14 protein-coding genes are annotated in these 14,979 nt (G+C 60.4%); 7 read left to right on the top strand and 7 right to left on the bottom strand.

Going from position 1 to position 14,979, the window contains the following annotated elements:
* Nucleotides 1-226: 226 nt before the first annotated feature.
* Together ACIO0C_RS08965 and ACIO0C_RS08960 are read right to left on the bottom strand one after the other, a co-directional pair.
* Complete coding sequence (locus ACIO0C_RS08965) at nucleotides 227-1,549, bottom strand: hypothetical protein (protein WP_401310500.1); 1,323 nt, start codon at nucleotides 1,547-1,549, stop codon at nucleotides 227-229.
* 205 nt (nucleotides 1,550-1,754) lie between these two features.
* Complete coding sequence (locus ACIO0C_RS08960; RefSeq protein ID WP_401310497.1) at nucleotides 1,755-2,471, bottom strand: glycosyltransferase family 25 protein; 717 nt, start codon at nucleotides 2,469-2,471, stop codon at nucleotides 1,755-1,757.
* Between the two features lie 258 nt (nucleotides 2,472-2,729).
* Between ACIO0C_RS08960 and ACIO0C_RS08955 the strand changes: the two genes are divergently transcribed.
* Nucleotides 2,730-3,119, top strand: coding sequence for a c-type cytochrome (locus ACIO0C_RS08955; RefSeq protein ID WP_401310494.1), 390 nt, complete (start codon nucleotides 2,730-2,732; stop codon nucleotides 3,117-3,119).
* Nucleotides 3,120-3,170: 51 nt separating this feature from the next.
* Entirely contained in the window at nucleotides 3,171-4,661 is a 1,491-nt protein-coding gene (locus ACIO0C_RS08950) for an aldehyde dehydrogenase family protein (protein WP_401310491.1), read from the top strand.
* A 39-nt stretch (nucleotides 4,662-4,700) separates the two neighbouring features.
* On the opposite strand, the gene ACIO0C_RS08945 is transcribed toward ACIO0C_RS08950, so the two are convergent.
* From ACIO0C_RS08945 to ACIO0C_RS08935, 3 genes are all read right to left on the bottom strand, one after another.
* The gene (locus ACIO0C_RS08945) at nucleotides 4,701-7,076 is read right to left on the bottom strand and encodes a DUF3772 domain-containing protein (RefSeq protein WP_401310488.1); all 2,376 of its coding nucleotides are present in this window, start codon (nucleotides 7,074-7,076) and stop codon (nucleotides 4,701-4,703) included.
* Between the two features lie 133 nt (nucleotides 7,077-7,209).
* Nucleotides 7,210-7,698 (bottom strand): DUF6644 family protein, encoded by a 489-nt coding sequence (locus ACIO0C_RS08940; protein WP_401310485.1) that lies wholly within the window; start codon nucleotides 7,696-7,698, stop codon nucleotides 7,210-7,212.
* Nucleotides 7,698-8,048 carry a DUF6152 family protein gene (locus ACIO0C_RS08935; protein WP_401310482.1) on the bottom strand — a complete coding sequence of 117 codons (351 nt, stop codon included), beginning with the start codon at nucleotides 8,046-8,048 and terminating at the stop codon, nucleotides 7,698-7,700. Before ACIO0C_RS08935 ends, ACIO0C_RS08940 begins: the two co-directional genes overlap by 1 nt.
* Before the next feature lie 202 nt (nucleotides 8,049-8,250).
* Here ACIO0C_RS08935 and ACIO0C_RS08930 point away from each other — a divergent pair, with 202 nt between their 5' ends.
* The 3 genes from ACIO0C_RS08930 to ACIO0C_RS08920 are packed head-to-tail and all read left to right on the top strand — an operon-like array spanning nucleotide 8,251 to nucleotide 11,230.
* On the top strand, nucleotides 8,251-9,216 hold the full coding sequence (locus ACIO0C_RS08930; protein ID WP_401310479.1) for a Bug family tripartite tricarboxylate transporter substrate binding protein: 966 nt from the start codon (nucleotides 8,251-8,253) through the stop codon (nucleotides 9,214-9,216).
* Nucleotide 9,217: 1 nt separating this feature from the next.
* Complete coding sequence (locus tag ACIO0C_RS08925; protein ID WP_401310476.1) at nucleotides 9,218-9,703, top strand: tripartite tricarboxylate transporter TctB family protein; 486 nt, start codon at nucleotides 9,218-9,220, stop codon at nucleotides 9,701-9,703.
* Nucleotides 9,704-9,721: 18 nt separating this feature from the next.
* Complete coding sequence (locus tag ACIO0C_RS08920; protein WP_401310473.1) at nucleotides 9,722-11,230, top strand: tripartite tricarboxylate transporter permease; 1,509 nt, start codon at nucleotides 9,722-9,724, stop codon at nucleotides 11,228-11,230.
* Nucleotides 11,231-11,303: 73 nt separating this feature from the next.
* On the opposite strand, the gene ACIO0C_RS08915 is transcribed toward ACIO0C_RS08920, so the two are convergent.
* The gene (locus ACIO0C_RS08915; protein ID WP_401310924.1) at nucleotides 11,304-11,495 is read right to left on the bottom strand and encodes a hypothetical protein; all 192 of its coding nucleotides are present in this window, start codon (nucleotides 11,493-11,495) and stop codon (nucleotides 11,304-11,306) included.
* Nucleotides 11,496-11,527: 32 nt separating this feature from the next.
* Here ACIO0C_RS08915 and ACIO0C_RS08910 point away from each other — a divergent pair, with 32 nt between their 5' ends.
* A complete protein-coding gene (locus tag ACIO0C_RS08910) occupies nucleotides 11,528-12,568 on the top strand; it encodes a hypothetical protein (RefSeq protein WP_401310471.1) in 1,041 nt (346 codons plus the stop codon).
* Between the two features lie 29 nt (nucleotides 12,569-12,597).
* On the opposite strand, the gene ACIO0C_RS08905 is transcribed toward ACIO0C_RS08910, so the two are convergent.
* Nucleotides 12,598-13,482: a LysR family transcriptional regulator gene (locus tag ACIO0C_RS08905; protein ID WP_401310468.1), complete on the bottom strand. Its 885-nt coding sequence runs from the start codon at nucleotides 13,480-13,482 to the stop codon at nucleotides 12,598-12,600.
* Between the two features lie 159 nt (nucleotides 13,483-13,641).
* Between ACIO0C_RS08905 and ACIO0C_RS08900 the strand changes: the two genes are divergently transcribed.
* Nucleotides 13,642-14,943: an NAD(P)/FAD-dependent oxidoreductase gene (locus ACIO0C_RS08900; RefSeq protein WP_401310465.1), complete on the top strand. Its 1,302-nt coding sequence runs from the start codon at nucleotides 13,642-13,644 to the stop codon at nucleotides 14,941-14,943.
* Nucleotides 14,944-14,979 lie beyond the last annotated feature (36 nt).

Raw genomic sequence — 14,979 nt, 5'->3', positions numbered from 1 at the left:
ATGTGTTCCCTGGCCGCGTCGGCAAGCATGTCACTGCTGGCCCGGGCCACTTGCTGGCTGCTCTTGTGCGTCTGGTAAAGCGACAGGCCCATCAGCAAACCCACCACCAACACCAGGCAGAGGCCGGCGAGCAGGGTGATCTTGCTCTGGATCGTGAGGAATCTTCTGTGCATGGGAAAGGCCTTTTTCCACGGGGGCAGCGGATGCGCCACTGCCCCGGCATGACTTAGAAAGAGCTGGCGAAAATCAGCTGGCTGTAGAGGTTCTTGTCGTTGTTGCCCAACTGCGTACCACCCTGGTCGGCGCTCTTGTCCGGCTGGAACAGACCGATCAGCGGCATCACCGTGAGGTGGTCGTTGAGGTGCCATTCGGCGTACAGGTCGACTTCGTGGCCATCGGTGTTGCCCAGGTCGCGGTCGATGGTGTCGAAGTTGAAGTACATCGCGCCGACGGTCAGGTTCTCCAGTGGCGAGACGGTGAACTTGAGTTGCTGGATGCGCGAGTTGGTGTTGAACGGGCCGGCGTAGTTGCCCGCCACTTCACCCTGGAACCAGGTGCCGAAGCCACGGCTGAAACCGTAGAACAGAGTGTCGTAGCCTTCCGAGAAACGGCTGTAGCGGTAGCCGGCGTACGGCGTCCATGGCGCCTCGGAAAAGGTCCAGCCGGCTTCCAGGTACCAGGCGTCTTCGGTGGCCGTGTGGGGTTTGTCCTGCTTGGCGTATTCACCGGAGAGGAACAGGTCCTTGACCCCGGCGTTGCCAGTGGCGCGCAGGCTGTAGGTCTTCATGCCATCGCGCTCGAGTTGCGCGGGGGAGGCGAACTGCTCATCGACGTCCGTGGTGTCGATGTAGGTCAAGCCGACGGTCCCGGCCTCGGACACGTGCTCCAGGGTGCCGACGTACATTTCGGTCTTGGCCTGGGCGCGGTTGTTGGATTTCAACCACATCAGGTCACTGCGCCAGCCTTCCTTGCCGCCGATACGCAACACCGCGGTTTCGTCGAAGGCCTTGCGCGCCGCCAGCCAGTAGGCGCCGCCGCGGTTGAACTCGCCGTCGGCCAGGCCTTTGCCCAGGTTCAGTGCATCACCGTTGATCAGGAAGCCGTCGCCGACCATGATGTTCTGGCGGCCGAAAGACAGGTCGATGCCGTCAGCGCCCAGCACGGGAAACAGATCGTTCGAGCGCCAGCCGAGGTAGGCGTCTTCGAACTTGGTGGTGCGTTCCGAACCGTCGGTGAAGCCGGCGGCGTCACCGTCGCCCCAAGTACCGGAGCTGAGCATATTCGCCGCGCCATAGGCGGTGCCGACACCCGCCAGGCCCTGATCGAAGCTCAGGCCGTACTTGATGTAGCCCTCGCGCCACGACGACGAACCTTCGTCGAGACGACCCGACAGGGCGTAGTTTTCCTGGCTGTGGAACACGCCGAAAACCGCTTCCAGGGTGGCGTTCAGATGACTGTCGTCACTGGCGTAGAGTTCGTAGGCGCTCGCCTGGCCGGCACTGATCATCAACGCCAGCGTAGAGAGGCGAAGCAAGGGGGACTTGAGCATGGTGTGGCATCCGTTCTTGTTCTTGAGCGCAGGGTTGCGGTCGCTCCAGATACTAATGCCGGGATTTTTTGCGCCTTGTTGCCTCGGTGCCAAAGAGTTGGTTGTGCTTGCCAGATTGCATGGCAGGGTGACAGTGCACACGTGGGTGCACTGATTGAGAAGGGAAGGTGGCGTTTTTGCGGTTAAAGAGAGCGGGGGCAGAGCACTATCGAATTCTTCTCAGGTTCATGGCCTTCAACTTCCTGAGCATGCCCATGACATCGCGCAGGACAGGCGTCCTGTCGAACAGGGACAGCGCATGCAAGTCCGTGCGCGAGGGTCTTTGATAGCCCAGGTTCCAGGTGAAGTAGTAGGCCTGAACGTCTTTGTTCGAATGAATAAGCGTATTGAGGGCGGCGTCATAGTGCATTGGCCCACCGTCAGGATGCCCTGGCGGGCGCTCCAGGATTTGCAGCAGGAAATCGCGCAACCGGGTAATGCATTTGCCGTTTACCGCATAGAAATGCGACAGATGTATAGGCTGGTCGACGGCTTTCCAGGTGGGCGAGCTTGAGTCGCCTTCAAACGGATGGCCAAAGTAGGCGATGTCCCACTCCATGCCTTCCAGGGACTCGATGGCCTGTTTTCCATAGTGGGAAATGCGCCTGGAAAACTGTATGTCATCCTCCAGGATCAGGATGTTTTTGACATTCAGGCGGATCGCTTCTTCCAGGATTCCCAAGTGACTCATGAAGCAGCCCCTGGCCCCGATGCTCGGGAAGCCGTTTTCTTCACTGGGCGTCACCGCCTGGAAAAAGCTGACTTTTTCATGATCAAAGGGAAAACCGTTGCGCGCGAATTCTTGTACCGTTTCTACGCGGCGATCCTTTCTAGACGCAATGTTGATGATTCTTGCTCGATCGAAATAGTCGGTCACATTCATCCAGCAGTTCCTCGGCGCAGTTGATCAGGGCGGCTGGATTGCAGTATAGGCAGAACTTTGGATCAAGCCTGGCTATCGCTGACCGTGCCGGTGCAGCAGTTTGGCAGAACCGCCAACACAACTGGCAGGCAGGGCAAAACCTGCGTGTCACCGACCACCGACAATCGCGCTCAACCTGCCGAAGCACCAAAACCTCGGCACTTTCAGTGTTGGCGTTCGCCTTGCTTGCGAACCCGCGGATTCTCAAGGTCGTTTCCCATGTTCTCCACCCTGCGTTTGTCCCTCGTTGCTGTGTTGTCCGTCACTCTGGCGCAGGCTGCCGTCGCTGCCGATTGCGCACCGCAGCAGCAGCGTGGCGCCGAAGTGTTCGCCAATGAGTGCGGGGTCTGCCATGCGGTGAGCAAAGGCACGACCGGCATGATGGGGCCGAACCTGGCAGGTGTGGTGGGGCGCAAGTCCGGCTCGCTGGAAGGCTTCAACTACTCGCAAGCCATGCGCAACAAGAACATCGACTGGCAAGCCGAGAACATTGCGCAACTGATCATGCAACCCCAGGCCTATGTGCCTGGCACCTATATGCCCTACATGGGCATGGCCTCGGCAGATGATCGCCAGGCGGTGGTGTGCTTCCTCAAAGAACAACACTAATTGACGCTTTCGCCGGCCAGCCGGCTCGTCCATCTGAATGAAAGGTGATTTATGAGCAACGTTGAAATCCTGCCGCAGGTTGCTGCATTCCTCGATCGCCAACACGGCTGCTTTATCGATGGCCAGTGGGTGTTTGCCGAAGGTCAACACATTGCCGTGGTCAACCCGGCCACCGGGCAAACCCTGTGCGAAACCCTCGACGCGCCCCTGGAAATCGTCGAGCGCGCCGTGCAATCGTCGCATCAGGCTTTCAAGTCCGGCGTGTGGTCGGGCCTGCGCCCGGCGGACCGTGAGCGCATCCTGCTGAACTTCACCCGCCTGGTGGAAGAGCATGCCGAAGAGCTGGCACAGCTGGAAACCCTGAGCCAGGGCAAGTCAATCAACATGGCCCGCGCGCTGGACCTGAACGCCACCGTGGAATTCATGCGCTACATGTCCGGCTGGGCGACCAAGATCGAAGGGCAGACCTTCGATGTGTCGATCCCGCTGCCGCCGGGTGCCAAGTTCACGGCGTTCACCAAGCGTGAGCCGGTGGGTGTCGTGGTCGGTATCGTGCCGTGGAACTTCCCGCTGCTGATCGCCGCCTGGAAACTGATGCCGGCGCTGGCCACCGGTTGCACGGTGATCATCAAGCCGGCGATGGAAACCCCATTGACCGCCATGCGCCTGGCCGAGCTGGCCCTTGAAGCGGGCATTCCGGCCGGTGTGTTCAACGTGGTGACCGGGGGTGGTGCCTCGGTCGGCGGCGTGCTGACTGCGCACCCACTGGTGAGCAAAGTGTCGTTCACCGGCTCCACCGCCGTGGGCAAGAGCGTGGGCGTGGCGTGCATGGAAAACATGACGCGCTTCTCCCTGGAGCTGGGCGGCAAGAACCCGATGATCGTGCTCGCCGATGCCGACATCGAAAAAGCCGTGCAGGGCGCGATCCTCGGTGGCCTGCTGAACAATGGCCAGGTGTGCGCGGCGGCTTCGCGCTTCTACGTGCATCGCTCGATCCACGACAAATTCGTCGAGGCCCTGGCGGCGGCGGTCTCGGCGATGCCGATTGGCGCGGGCATGAACTGCGCGGCGGCGATCAACCCCCTGGTGTCGCGTAAGCAACAGCAGAGCGTGCTCAAGCATATCGAGCTGGCCCGCCAGGAAGGTGCGCGAGTAGTGGCTGGCGGCGAGTTGCTGGAAGGCGAGGGTTTCTTTGTCCAGCCGACCATCCTCGCCGACATCGACCACAGCATGGCCGTGGCGCGCGAAGAGGTGTTCGGCCCGGTGCTGGGCGTGATGCCGTTCGACGATGAAGACGCCGTCATCGCGCTGGCCAACGACAACCGTTACGGGTTGGCCGCCAGCTTGTGGACCAACGACCTGGGCAAGGCGATGAACCTGGTGCCGCGCATCGAAGCGGGTACGGTGTGGGTCAACGCCCACGTGTTGCTCGACCCGGCGATGCCGTTTGGTGGCGTCAAGCAGTCGGGCATGGGGCGCGAGTTCGGGCGTGCGGTGATCGAGGCCTACACTGAGCTCAAGTCGGTGTGCATCGCCCACTGATGCATGAAACGGCCTGGGGCGTGACGCCAATCACGCCACTCACGCCACTGGCGGTTTCGCCAGTTCTATCCCGGCGGCACCCAGCCGCTTGAGAATCTCGAACAGCAGCTCGCTCTTGATCGCGGTGACCATGCGCGGGCTGTTGACGTAACCGGTGACGGTCAGGGTAATGCCTTCAGGCTTGAGTTGGCTGAAACGCACCACCGGTGCCGGCTTTTCCAGAATGGTCTCGTGCTCGCTGAAGGTGTCGTACAGCAGGCTGCGCACTTGCTCGGGGTCGATGTCCAGCGGGAACATCAGTTCAAGGGTTGCCACCCCTTGGGCACTGCCGCCGAGGGTGACGTTGCGCAGGTTCTGCGAGATCAATTGCGAATTGGGTACGATCACGATCGAGCGGTCGGCCAGCTGTATTTCGGTGGCTCGCACGTTGATCCGGCGAATGTCGCCTTCGACCCCGCTGATGCTGATCAGGTCGCCGACTTTCACCGGGCGTTCGGTCAACAGGATGATGCCGGAGACGAAGTTCTTGACGATCTCCTGCAGGCCGAAGCCGATACCCACCGACAGGGCGCTGACGATCCAGGCCAGGTTGGTCCACTTGACCCCCAGCGATGACAGCATCAACAGCAGCACCAGTGCGTAGCCGATGTTGGAGAACAGCGTGCTGAGCGAGGCACACATGCCAGGGTCCATTTCGGTTTTCGGCAGGAACTCGTCGTCCAGCCAGCGCCGTAGCGAACGAATCAGGTAGATGCCGATGATCACGGCGAGTACCGCTTGCAACAGGTTGGCCGGGACGATATTCAGTTTGCGCAGGCCGTCGCCGCCAAGGATGGCGAGGATGTTGGTGGCCAGTTGTGAGAGCGTCGATCCGATCCCACCCACCACCAGGGTAATCAGCGCGATGAGCAACAGGGTGGCGCGGCCGGCACCGGACAGGATGATCGAAATCTGTTCCAGCCGCGTATCACCAATGCCCAGTAACTGTTTCAGGGCCTTGCCGGAGGAGGTGCGGGGGGAAAACAGGTGCTCGCAGCCGTCTTTGAGCAACTGGGTCAGCAAGTAGAAGCCGGCAAATATGATGGAAAACCACACCAGTTCGTAGGTGATGAAGCGCGACAGTGACACGTAGCCGGCGAGCAAGGCCAGGAGTGAAATCACGATCGCAAGGCTGGCGAGCGAATAAATCACCCCGGCCAGCGTCCGGCCACCTTCGGGAGCTATGCCCGCGATTACCATGGCCCGGCGGGTTTTGCTTACGCGCAGCAGCAATGTCGCGATCAATACCGAAACGACCAGTGCGGCCAGACCTCGGACAGCGATCACCAATTCCGGGCTCATGCCGGTGGCATTGGTCATCTGTGCCAGCGACACCATTACCAGTAGTGCGAAGGCCAGGCGTGTGGAGTAGGGTTTGATCGCCAGGGCAAGCGGATCGGCAATGGCCGGCAGGCGCCATGAAGGGTGTTGCGTGGACAGCAGCGCGCGACTCAGGCCAGTAATCAGCACGCAGGTATAGATGACCTTTTCGAAGTCCTGGGAAAACCCCGCCAGTTGTGGCGTCAGCGGCAGGCCGCGGGTGACGGCAAAGAACAGCAACTGCAAGGCGCACCAGGCCGCCAACACTGTGGCCAGTGCCGAAGCCAGGGCCAGGGCGCTACGCCGCAGGCGACCTTCAGGCATGCGATGGACGCACAACCAGGTCAGTCCGCGTTCGGCCAGTTGCCGCCCTACGAACCAAAGCACCAGGGCCATGGCGAGCAACAGGTTGGTCAGCAGGCGATTGCCCGGTTGCCAGGTGGCATTGAGGGTGTCGCCAATCTGTCGCAGGAAGGCGCGGAATTTTTGCCGGTCTTGCTCTGGCGGATTGAGCAGGGGGGCCCAGTACCATGGATTGAGGATGCTCCTGGTCTGCTGGGTCACTTCGGTTTCCAGCAGGCTGCGGCGGATAGCGGCTATCTGGGTCAGCAGTTCGGTGGCGCTGCCTTTGAGCGATGCCAGGGCTTTGAGTTTGGAGTCGACCCGGACTTTTTGTTCGGTCAGTGTGGTTCTTTGCAGGGCGATATCGGGTTGTTCAGTCACGGCATCGGGTGGTGCGGGGCCCAGCACACCCAATTGAGCCTGCAGTTGAGCTTGCTCGGGCAACAGCAGTGCCGACAGGCGATCGACCTCGCGGACCAGCGCCTGAACCAGATCCTGCGGCTCTTCGAGCTGGCTGTAGTTGCTGGCCTGTGATACCTGCTGTTTGAAAGTGCTGAGTTGGCTCTGCAGCGCCTCCAGTTCGCTGTCGGAAACGCTGACGGACGGGGATGTCGTGGCGGGGGTATCGGGTATGGGCGCCGCCGCCAGCCATCCGGCGCTCGGTCCCGACAGCGCGAAAGCGATGAGGATCACTAACTTCAATGCATAACGCATGGGCGTGCTCGACTGGTTGTGTGTCATTGCGCCTATGAGGTTAGGTCATGACTCACGTTATCGAGGCTTTTTTGGACGGATGTGCAACGGTGCAGACGCAACTTAATGGCAAGCCTGTAATGCATCGGATCGTTCAGGTGTAGGCCAGCAATCGGCCGCAGAGGATCACGCTGACCCAGAGCGCGATGGAACACAGGGCCTGCAACCTGGCCACGCCCGGTGCCGGGTGGCCGGTATCCCACGCTGTCACGGAACGGTACACGCCAACATGGAACAACACGGCGTTGAGACCCGCCGTGGCAATCAGGCACAGCTTGAGGATGAATATGTCATTGGAGGCGAAGTCGTGGGGGTGAGCGGAAAACATCATCAGCCCGGCCGGAACGATCAACAGCAGAGCCGCAACGGACCATGGCAGGAGATGGCGGGCGAGGGCCGTCACCTGAATATTGCGCGATACGCCCAGTACCCGCAGATCGAACATCACCACTGAACCTACCAGTATCGCGAAGCCGAGGATGTGCACCACCTCCACCAACGGGTATAGCCACAGATCACCGCGCATGGCTGACCCGAGTGACGAATCATTCAGCCAGTCCATCCAGCCCTGGTTGCTTTCCATTAGCGCAATTCTGTGGTTTTGTCGCCGATCGTGATGCGTTCTGCACGTAACTCATCGGGTTTGTTGCGGTTCTGATAACCGACTACGCTGGCTTGGGTGCCGACCGCCAGCATGTCCTTGGACAGCCCACGGTTCTCCATGCGCGAGGGCGGTGCGAGCACCACGTTCCAGGTCTTGTCAGCCGTCTTGAGGTTTATGAAGCCGTGGGGGTGGGAGTAACCGGACGCTTCGATGGTGCCGCTCAGTTGCAAGGGTTTGCTGGAGTCGTACTCGCTCCAGCCGTGATGGGCGAACGCCGCCGTAGCCACCGACAACAATGTCACGCCAAAGCCCTTGAGCATGATGTTCATGGCGGGGTTCTCCTGTTGCAGAGGTTGCGGGTCGATGTTTTTCAGGATAGTTGGCGCATTTCGGCCGCTGGAACGCCCCGACCAAAAGAATGTTTCAGTCTGTGACGCAGGACTCGCAATGCTCGGAAGGCCTTCGACGGAACCATGTTCTACGCTTACCGCAGATGGCACCCATAAAAACAACGTAAAAGGGAGAGACACCATGTCTGCTTTGTTCCGCCGCGCCAGTCATTGCCTGGCTATGGGCCTTGTCGCCGCCGCATTCACGACGTCGGCGCTGGCGCTGGATACCGTGAAGTTCATGGCCCCCGGTTCCGTCGGCGGCGGCTATGATCAGACGGCCCGGGTGCTCGGCAAAGCCCTGATCGAGGCCAATGCTGCCAAGGCCGTCACCTTTGAGAACAAGGGCGGTGCCGGCGGTACGCTGGGGCTGGCGCAGTTCGCCAACAGCACCAAGGGCGACCCGAATGCGTTGCTGGTGGTGGGTGCGATCATGGTCGCGGGCATCGAACAGAACAAGCCGCAGATCAGCTTGAAAGACGTGACGCCGATCGCCCGGCTGTTCACCGAATACAACGTGATCGCGGTGCGCAAGGACTCGCCGTACAAGACCCTCGACGACCTGATCAAGGACTTCAAGGCCAAGCCGACCAGCGTTACCTGGGGGGGCGGTTCCAAAGGTTCAATCGACCATATCGGCATCGCCGAGCTGGCCGGCAAGCTCGATGTGCCGGTCAACAAGGTCAATTACATCGCCACCGGCGGTGGGGGTGAAATCGTCGCCCAGACCCTGGGCGGTCAGATCAAAGTGCTGACCGGTGGATATGCCGAACTGGGCCAATACATCAAGAATGGCCAGATCCGCGTGCTCGCCATCGGCGCACCCGAGCGCGTGCCCGGGATCGATGCGCCCACCATCAAGGAAAGTGGCTACGACGTGATCATCGGCAACTGGCGTGGGGTCTATGGCGCAGCCGGCCTCACGCCAGAGCAGCGCAAGCAAGTGACCGACGCCGTGCTGGCCGCCAGCAAAAGCAAAGTCTGGCAAGACAACCTTCGAATCAATGCCTGGACGGAGAGCGTGCTGACCGGTGAGGATTTCGGCAAATTCGTCGACGAAGAACACGTGCGGTTGCGCGCGATGCTGGTCAAGGTCGGGTTGCTTTGAAATGACCGGATCGCGCACTGTCGTGCCGACCCAATTGGCCATCGGCGTTGGCCTGATTGTCCTCAGCCTCGTGCTGGCGGTAGGCGCCTGGCGTTTTCCGCCGGAAATGGGCTTCGTCATTCTGCCGGCCTATGTCTACCCCTTCCTGGTCGCGGGGTTTGTTGGGGGGGTGGGCCTGTTGTTGAGCTATCAGGCGGTCAGCGGCGGTTTTCGCGAACTGGATGACGAACCGGCCCCCACCGTGGCGGGCGGCAAGGCCGGCGCAGCCTGGGTCACCGCAGGTTTAATCGGCGTGGCCTTGCTCATCAATCTCATCGGTTTCGTGCTGGCGGCCGGCTTGCTGTTTGCCTGTTCGGCGCGGGGCTTTGGCAGTCGTCATCCGCTGCGCGACCTGGCCATCGGCATGGCCCTGACCCTGCCGATCTACTGGTTGTTCAACACCGGGCTGGGGGTTTCCCTGCCGCCGCTGGTCAACGCCTGGATCTGATCCAAGGAGATCGACAGCATGGACATTCTCGCCAACCTGGCGATGGGTTTTTCCGCGGCGCTGACGCCGATCAATCTGTTGTGGGGCTTCATCGGTTGCCTGCTGGGCACCGCCATCGGCGTGTTGCCGGGGATCGGGCCGGCGCTGACGGTGGCCTTGCTGCTGCCGATCACCGCCAAGGTCGATCCCACGGGCGCCCTGATCATGTTCGCCGGGATCTACTACGGCGCGCAGTTCGGCGGCTCCACCACCTCGATCCTGCTCAATACGCCCGGTGAGTCGTCCTCCATGGTCACGGCCCTGGAAGGTAACCTCATGGCGCGCAATGGCCGGGCAGGGCCGGCGCTGGCCACGGCGGCGATCGGCTCCTTTGTCGCTGGCACCATCGCGACCATACTGCTGACCCTGTTCGCACCGGTCGTGGCCAGGCTGGCGCTGAATTTCGGGCCGGCGGAGTATTTCGCGATCCTGGTGCTGTCCTTCACCACGGTGTCGGCGGTACTCGGCGCCTCGATGCTGCGTGGCTTTGCTTCACTGGGGATCGGATTGACCATTGGCCTGATCGGCCTGGACTCCACGTCGGGCATTGCCCGCTACACCCTGGGCGTGCCGGAAATGGTGGATGGTATCGAGGTGGTGCTGGTGGCGGTCGGTTTGTTCGCAGTCGGCGAAGCGCTGTACAGCCTGCTTTATCAACCTGAGCAAGCGGAGGGCCGGCATCGCCTGACGTCGTTGTGGATGACCCGCGCCGACTGGAAACGCTCGGTGCCTGCCTGGTTGCGCGGTACGTTGATCGGTTTCCCGTTCGGTTCGATTCCGGCTGGCGGCGCCGAGATCCCGACCTTTCTGTCCTATTCCACCGAACGCAAGCTGAGCAAGCACCCGAAAGAGTTTTCGGCCAACAAAGGCCAGGGCGCCATCGAAGGGGTGGCCGGCCCGGAAGCGGCCAACAACGCGAGCGCCACGGGCTCTTTGGTGCCATTGCTGACCCTGGGTATACCGACGTCCGCCACGGCGGCGATCCTGTTGGCAGCGTTCCAGAACTACAACCTGCAACCGGGGCCGATGCTCTTCGAAACCTCCGCCGAACTGGTCTGGACCCTGGTGGCTTCGCTGTACATCGGCAACGTCATCCTGTTGGTATTGAACCTGCCGTTGGTGGGCTTGTGGGTCAAGCTGCTGCAGATCCCCCGGCCGTACCTCAACGCCGGGATCCTGGTGTTCGCCACCATTGGCGTCTACGGCATGCGCCATTCTTCCTTCGACCTGCTGCTGATGCTGGGCATCGGTTGGGCTGGCGTGCTGATGCGGCGCTTCGACTTCCCGGTGGCGCCGGTGATCGTCGGCATGCTGCTCGGCCCGATGGCTGAGAAACAGCTGCGCAATGCCCTGTCCATCAGCGAAGGCGACTGGACGGTGTTTTTGACCCAGCCCATTTCGGCGGTGTTCATGGCCCTGACGCTGTTGGTGCTGGTGGTGCCGTATCTGCTGCATGCCCGTGGTATCAAGTTGCACGAAGACGATTGAGTGCTGCAGCTTTTTTGGGGGGAGGGCGTAGTTGTGCCAGGCGACAACTGTCTTGAAAAACGCCGGAAGCAATCTATGGTGAATTCAATAAAGGCTGATGTCCGACGGGGCCCTTGAGGTGAAAGCGTGCGAAATGAGCTTTTTCGATTTCGACTTTGCCGGCAAGCGCAAGCAAACGCGCAGCGAACGACTCCTTGCCGATGTTGATTGAGCCGTATTGCCCAAAGGCTGGCGGTGGCCGCAAGCCGTATCCGCTGGAAACCATGCTGTTCGCCCTGTCAAAAGGATTTATGTCAAATGTCTAATTCTTTAAATTCAGATCGGCAGGTGTTTGATGCGCAGGTTTCAACGCCATCGATTTCGTTTGTTTGTTGTATTGAAAGTGGTCGGCTTGAAAGTCAAACTCTCCTTATGATCAAAACGCTCAGAAAGTTTGGCGGTCGGTTGGCAAATTGTACAGTGTTTGCAGTAAAGGCGCGTCTGGGTGCACCCCTTTCGCAAGCAACGTTGCGCGCAATGCGCGAGTTGAACGTAACTTACGTCGATGACAGTGCCTATAATGTAGCGCCTTGGTTCAACTATTCAAACAAGCCGGCAGCCGTATATTGGGCGCAATGTAATGCAACCACTGATTTAATTTCCTGGCTTGATAGTGACATTTTGATCGCGTCGGAGCCGTCGGGGCTGCTGTTGGATTCAGGCGTTGATTTTGCCGCCCGTGCAGAATATCTTCCGCCTGCTATTCATGAGGGGGATGCAAAAAATACGCCTTACTGGCAATCGCTGTGCAAGTTATTAGGTGCCAATTTCGATGAGCTTCCCTGGATATCACTGGATAGCCCGGTGGTAAAAATGCGCGCTTTCTTCAACTCAGGTGCCTTTGTCTGGCGTAGAAGCAGTTGTTTTGCTGAAAACTATGTTTCAGCATTCGAAAAGCTACTGAAAAGTAAATTGGCCAGTAGTTCAGGGTCTGCATGGTATGCCGACCAGGTTGTTATTTCTCCCGTGCTGGTAAAGCATAATATCAGCTGGCGCCACTTGAGCCTTGTGGAGCATCACATGGTGTTTCCTGGACATATCGTCGGTCCATCAGCGACACCGTCCATGAAAAATTCAAGCATCATTCATTATTCCGGGTCGCTTTCGGGTGACTCGGAGCCTGCAATGTTGGAGCGACTCATTAATGAAATACCCCATGTCCATAAAGAACTGATGGCGCACAGGGTAGGCAGTGAAGCGCCCAGGAAAAATGTTATTTGGTTCCCGTTACGTGTCTTGAGGAAAATCAGGCTTTGGTATTTCTTGAAATCCCTTGATGTTTCGCAAGCGGGTGTATGACGAAGCGTCGCTGACTTTCAAATGCGTGCTTACAGGTTGTGGGGTGTTACAACCTGCCCGGAAAACCACTGCATAACCTGCGTGCAAGAAGGATGCGCAGCCGCCGAAGGCTGCAGGCACAGCGAATAAATCCCGCGAGTCTTCAATGGCTCGCCAAACGGAATGACCAGCACGCCGCGCTCAATCGACTCGCCGGCCAGGGTCATGTCGGTCATGGCCACGCCCAAACCCCGCGCGGCGGCATCGAGGGCCAGTTCGTCGAGGTTGAAGGGGATATGGCGAAAATTCTCCAGAGTCTTGCCGCCATTGGCGTCCAACCAATGCTTCCAGTCGTTCCTGTCGGCTGAGCGATGCAGCAAGGCGAAGCCCGACAGTTCCTCCAGCGATGCCAGTGCCAGCCCTGGCGCGCACACCGGCACCAGCGCTTCCTCGAACAGCGTCACGCAATCCGCGGCACCGGACGGTTCGGGCAGATAGAGGATGTAGGCGTCGCAGTCGTTGTCCGGTTCCACCACCTCCGTGGCGACGGTCTCGATCGCCAGGGATACCTGCGGGTGATGCCGGTAAAAGTCACTCAGCCTGGGCAGCAGCCAGCGCACGGCCAGTGACACGTGCATGCGGATGCGGAACGGGCGTTTTTGCGGGGCGATCCGGTCCTCGAGGGCCTTTAGGTGTTCAAGGATATGCCGCGCACTGGCGAGCACCTGTTCGCCTTGCGCTGTCAGCTGCAGGCTGCGGCTGGTCCTTTGGAACAGCGAGGCGCCGTAGTGGCTCTCCAATTGCTGGATTTTGCGGCTCACGGCGCTTTGGGTCAGGCACAGCGTTTGCGCCGCCTGGGTGAAGCTGCCCGAATCAGCAACTTCGACCAAGGCCTGCAGGCCCTGGAGCGAGGGAACGTGGCGAATGTTATCCATGCGTTTTCAGAATACCAGGATGATTTAATAACGTTGGTTGTCGTTGCGGTGTCCCTTTAGATTCTAGTCATGGCGGTCACCATCTCCAACCACTCATGCGAATGCTGCATGCGTGGTTGTGAAAGGGGGGCTGCACCACGACAGTCAACGAGGTGACGCATGGAAAACGTATGTGGCTGGATTGCACAAGCCGGGGACAGCCCGTTGCGCGATCCGCTCAAGGGCACGCAGCAGGCTGATTGGCTGGTGATCGGTGCCGGCATCACGGGGTTGTGTGCCGCTCATTCACTGGCGCAATTGCATCCCAGGGCACGCATTGTGCTGGTTGACCGCCAGCGCGCCGCGCAAGGGGCGTCGGCGCGCAATTCGGGGTTCGTGGTCGCCCACGAACACCCCACCCATGCCGAGTTGCAAGGCCGCCCCGGTTTCGCCGGCTTCCAGGTCGACACCTCGATTGCCCGAGCCGCCAGCGACGAGGTGCGCCAGCGCATAACCCGGCATGGTATCGAATGTGATTTCCGTGAATCGGGCTATTTCTTTGCGGTCAGCGATCCGCGCAAGTTGACCGAGGTCGAGGCCAAGTTGCAGACATTGCGCGCGGTGGGAGCCTCTGCCGAGTTTCTGCAAGGTAATGCGTTGAGCCAGAGGCTGGGAACCCGGCACTACGAGGCGGCGATCTGGTGCGGCAATGGTAATGCGTTGCTGCAACCGGCGAAATACGTCAAAGGGCTGCTCGATGCACTGCCGCCGCAGGTCACCCTGTTCGAAAACACCGAAATCAGCGGCCTGCAGCGCCTGGGTAATGGTCGCATCCGCGCCAGCGGCGTGGATGGCTGCGTCGAGGCCAGCAAAGTGCTGGTGTGCCTCAATGCCTTCATTCCCCGTTCCGGTATCCGTGACAGCGGCACCTTCGCCATGGAACTCAGCGCCAGCCTCACCCGGCCCCTGAGCGACGAAGAATTCCAGGCCCTTGGCGCCGTCGAACCCTGGGGCGTGCTGTCGACCCGTCCCCTGGGGGCCACGGTGCGCCTGACCCCGGATCGCCGGGTGATGATTCGCAATACCGCCGAGTACCGCGCCCACGACTTGTCGCCCGGCGAGCTGGCGACCCGGCGCCAGCACCATGTACTGGGCTTGCAGCGTCGATTTCCGCTGTTGGGTGCGCAGGACATTCAATACACCTGGACCGGCCACCTCAGCGCTTCGCGCTCCGGGCAGCCGTATTTCGCCAAGGTCGAGGAGGGCGTGTTCGCCGTGGCCGGGTGCAACGGCTCCGGCGTGGCGCGCGGCACGCTGTGGGGGCGGCTGCTGGCGGAGTTGGCATCGGGTATTGACTCACCCGTTCTGCAACTGGTCATCCAGCGCGCCCAGCCCGGCTGGCTGCCGCCCAAGCCCTTGCTGGATATCGGTGCCATGCTGCGTATGCGCGTAGAGACGGCCCGGGCCAGAAGCGAAATCTAAAACTCCGCCCTTCACTCACAACAAAAGCACTTCAAC

Origin of the sequence: Pseudomonas sp. NPDC087336, from assembly GCF_044744285.1 — a bacterium.
GTDB lineage: Bacteria > Pseudomonadota > Gammaproteobacteria > Pseudomonadales > Pseudomonadaceae > Aquipseudomonas.
Note: the sequence above shows the minus strand (reverse complement) of the source record. Positions and strands in the feature narration are given on the sequence as shown.

Excerpts from the sequence above, each read along its gene's own strand:
- ACIO0C_RS08960 (WP_401310497.1), bottom strand. The coding sequence starts at position 2,471 with ATGAATGTGACCGACTATTTCGATCGAGCAAGAATCATCAACATTGCG.
- ACIO0C_RS08945 (WP_401310488.1), bottom strand. The coding sequence starts at position 7,076 with ATGCGTTATGCATTGAAGTTAGTGATCCTCATCGCTTTCGCGCTGTCG.
- ACIO0C_RS08930 (WP_401310479.1), top strand. The coding sequence starts at position 8,251 with ATGTCTGCTTTGTTCCGCCGCGCCAGTCATTGCCTGGCTATGGGCCTT.
- ACIO0C_RS08920 (WP_401310473.1), top strand. The coding sequence starts at position 9,722 with ATGGACATTCTCGCCAACCTGGCGATGGGTTTTTCCGCGGCGCTGACG.
- ACIO0C_RS08965 (WP_401310500.1), bottom strand. The coding sequence starts at position 1,549 with ATGCTCAAGTCCCCCTTGCTTCGCCTCTCTACGCTGGCGTTGATGATC.
- ACIO0C_RS08940 (WP_401310485.1), bottom strand. The coding sequence starts at position 7,698 with ATGGAAAGCAACCAGGGCTGGATGGACTGGCTGAATGATTCGTCACTC.
- ACIO0C_RS08910 (WP_401310471.1), top strand. The coding sequence starts at position 11,528 with ATGTCTAATTCTTTAAATTCAGATCGGCAGGTGTTTGATGCGCAGGTT.
- ACIO0C_RS08935 (WP_401310482.1), bottom strand. The coding sequence starts at position 8,048 with ATGAACATCATGCTCAAGGGCTTTGGCGTGACATTGTTGTCGGTGGCT.
- ACIO0C_RS08950 (WP_401310491.1), top strand. The coding sequence starts at position 3,171 with ATGAGCAACGTTGAAATCCTGCCGCAGGTTGCTGCATTCCTCGATCGC.
- ACIO0C_RS08955 (WP_401310494.1), top strand. The coding sequence starts at position 2,730 with ATGTTCTCCACCCTGCGTTTGTCCCTCGTTGCTGTGTTGTCCGTCACT.
- ACIO0C_RS08915 (WP_401310924.1), bottom strand. The coding sequence starts at position 11,495 with ATGGTTTCCAGCGGATACGGCTTGCGGCCACCGCCAGCCTTTGGGCAA.
- ACIO0C_RS08900 (WP_401310465.1), top strand. The coding sequence starts at position 13,642 with ATGGAAAACGTATGTGGCTGGATTGCACAAGCCGGGGACAGCCCGTTG.
- ACIO0C_RS08905 (WP_401310468.1), bottom strand. The coding sequence starts at position 13,482 with ATGGATAACATTCGCCACGTTCCCTCGCTCCAGGGCCTGCAGGCCTTG.
- ACIO0C_RS08925 (WP_401310476.1), top strand. The coding sequence starts at position 9,218 with ATGACCGGATCGCGCACTGTCGTGCCGACCCAATTGGCCATCGGCGTT.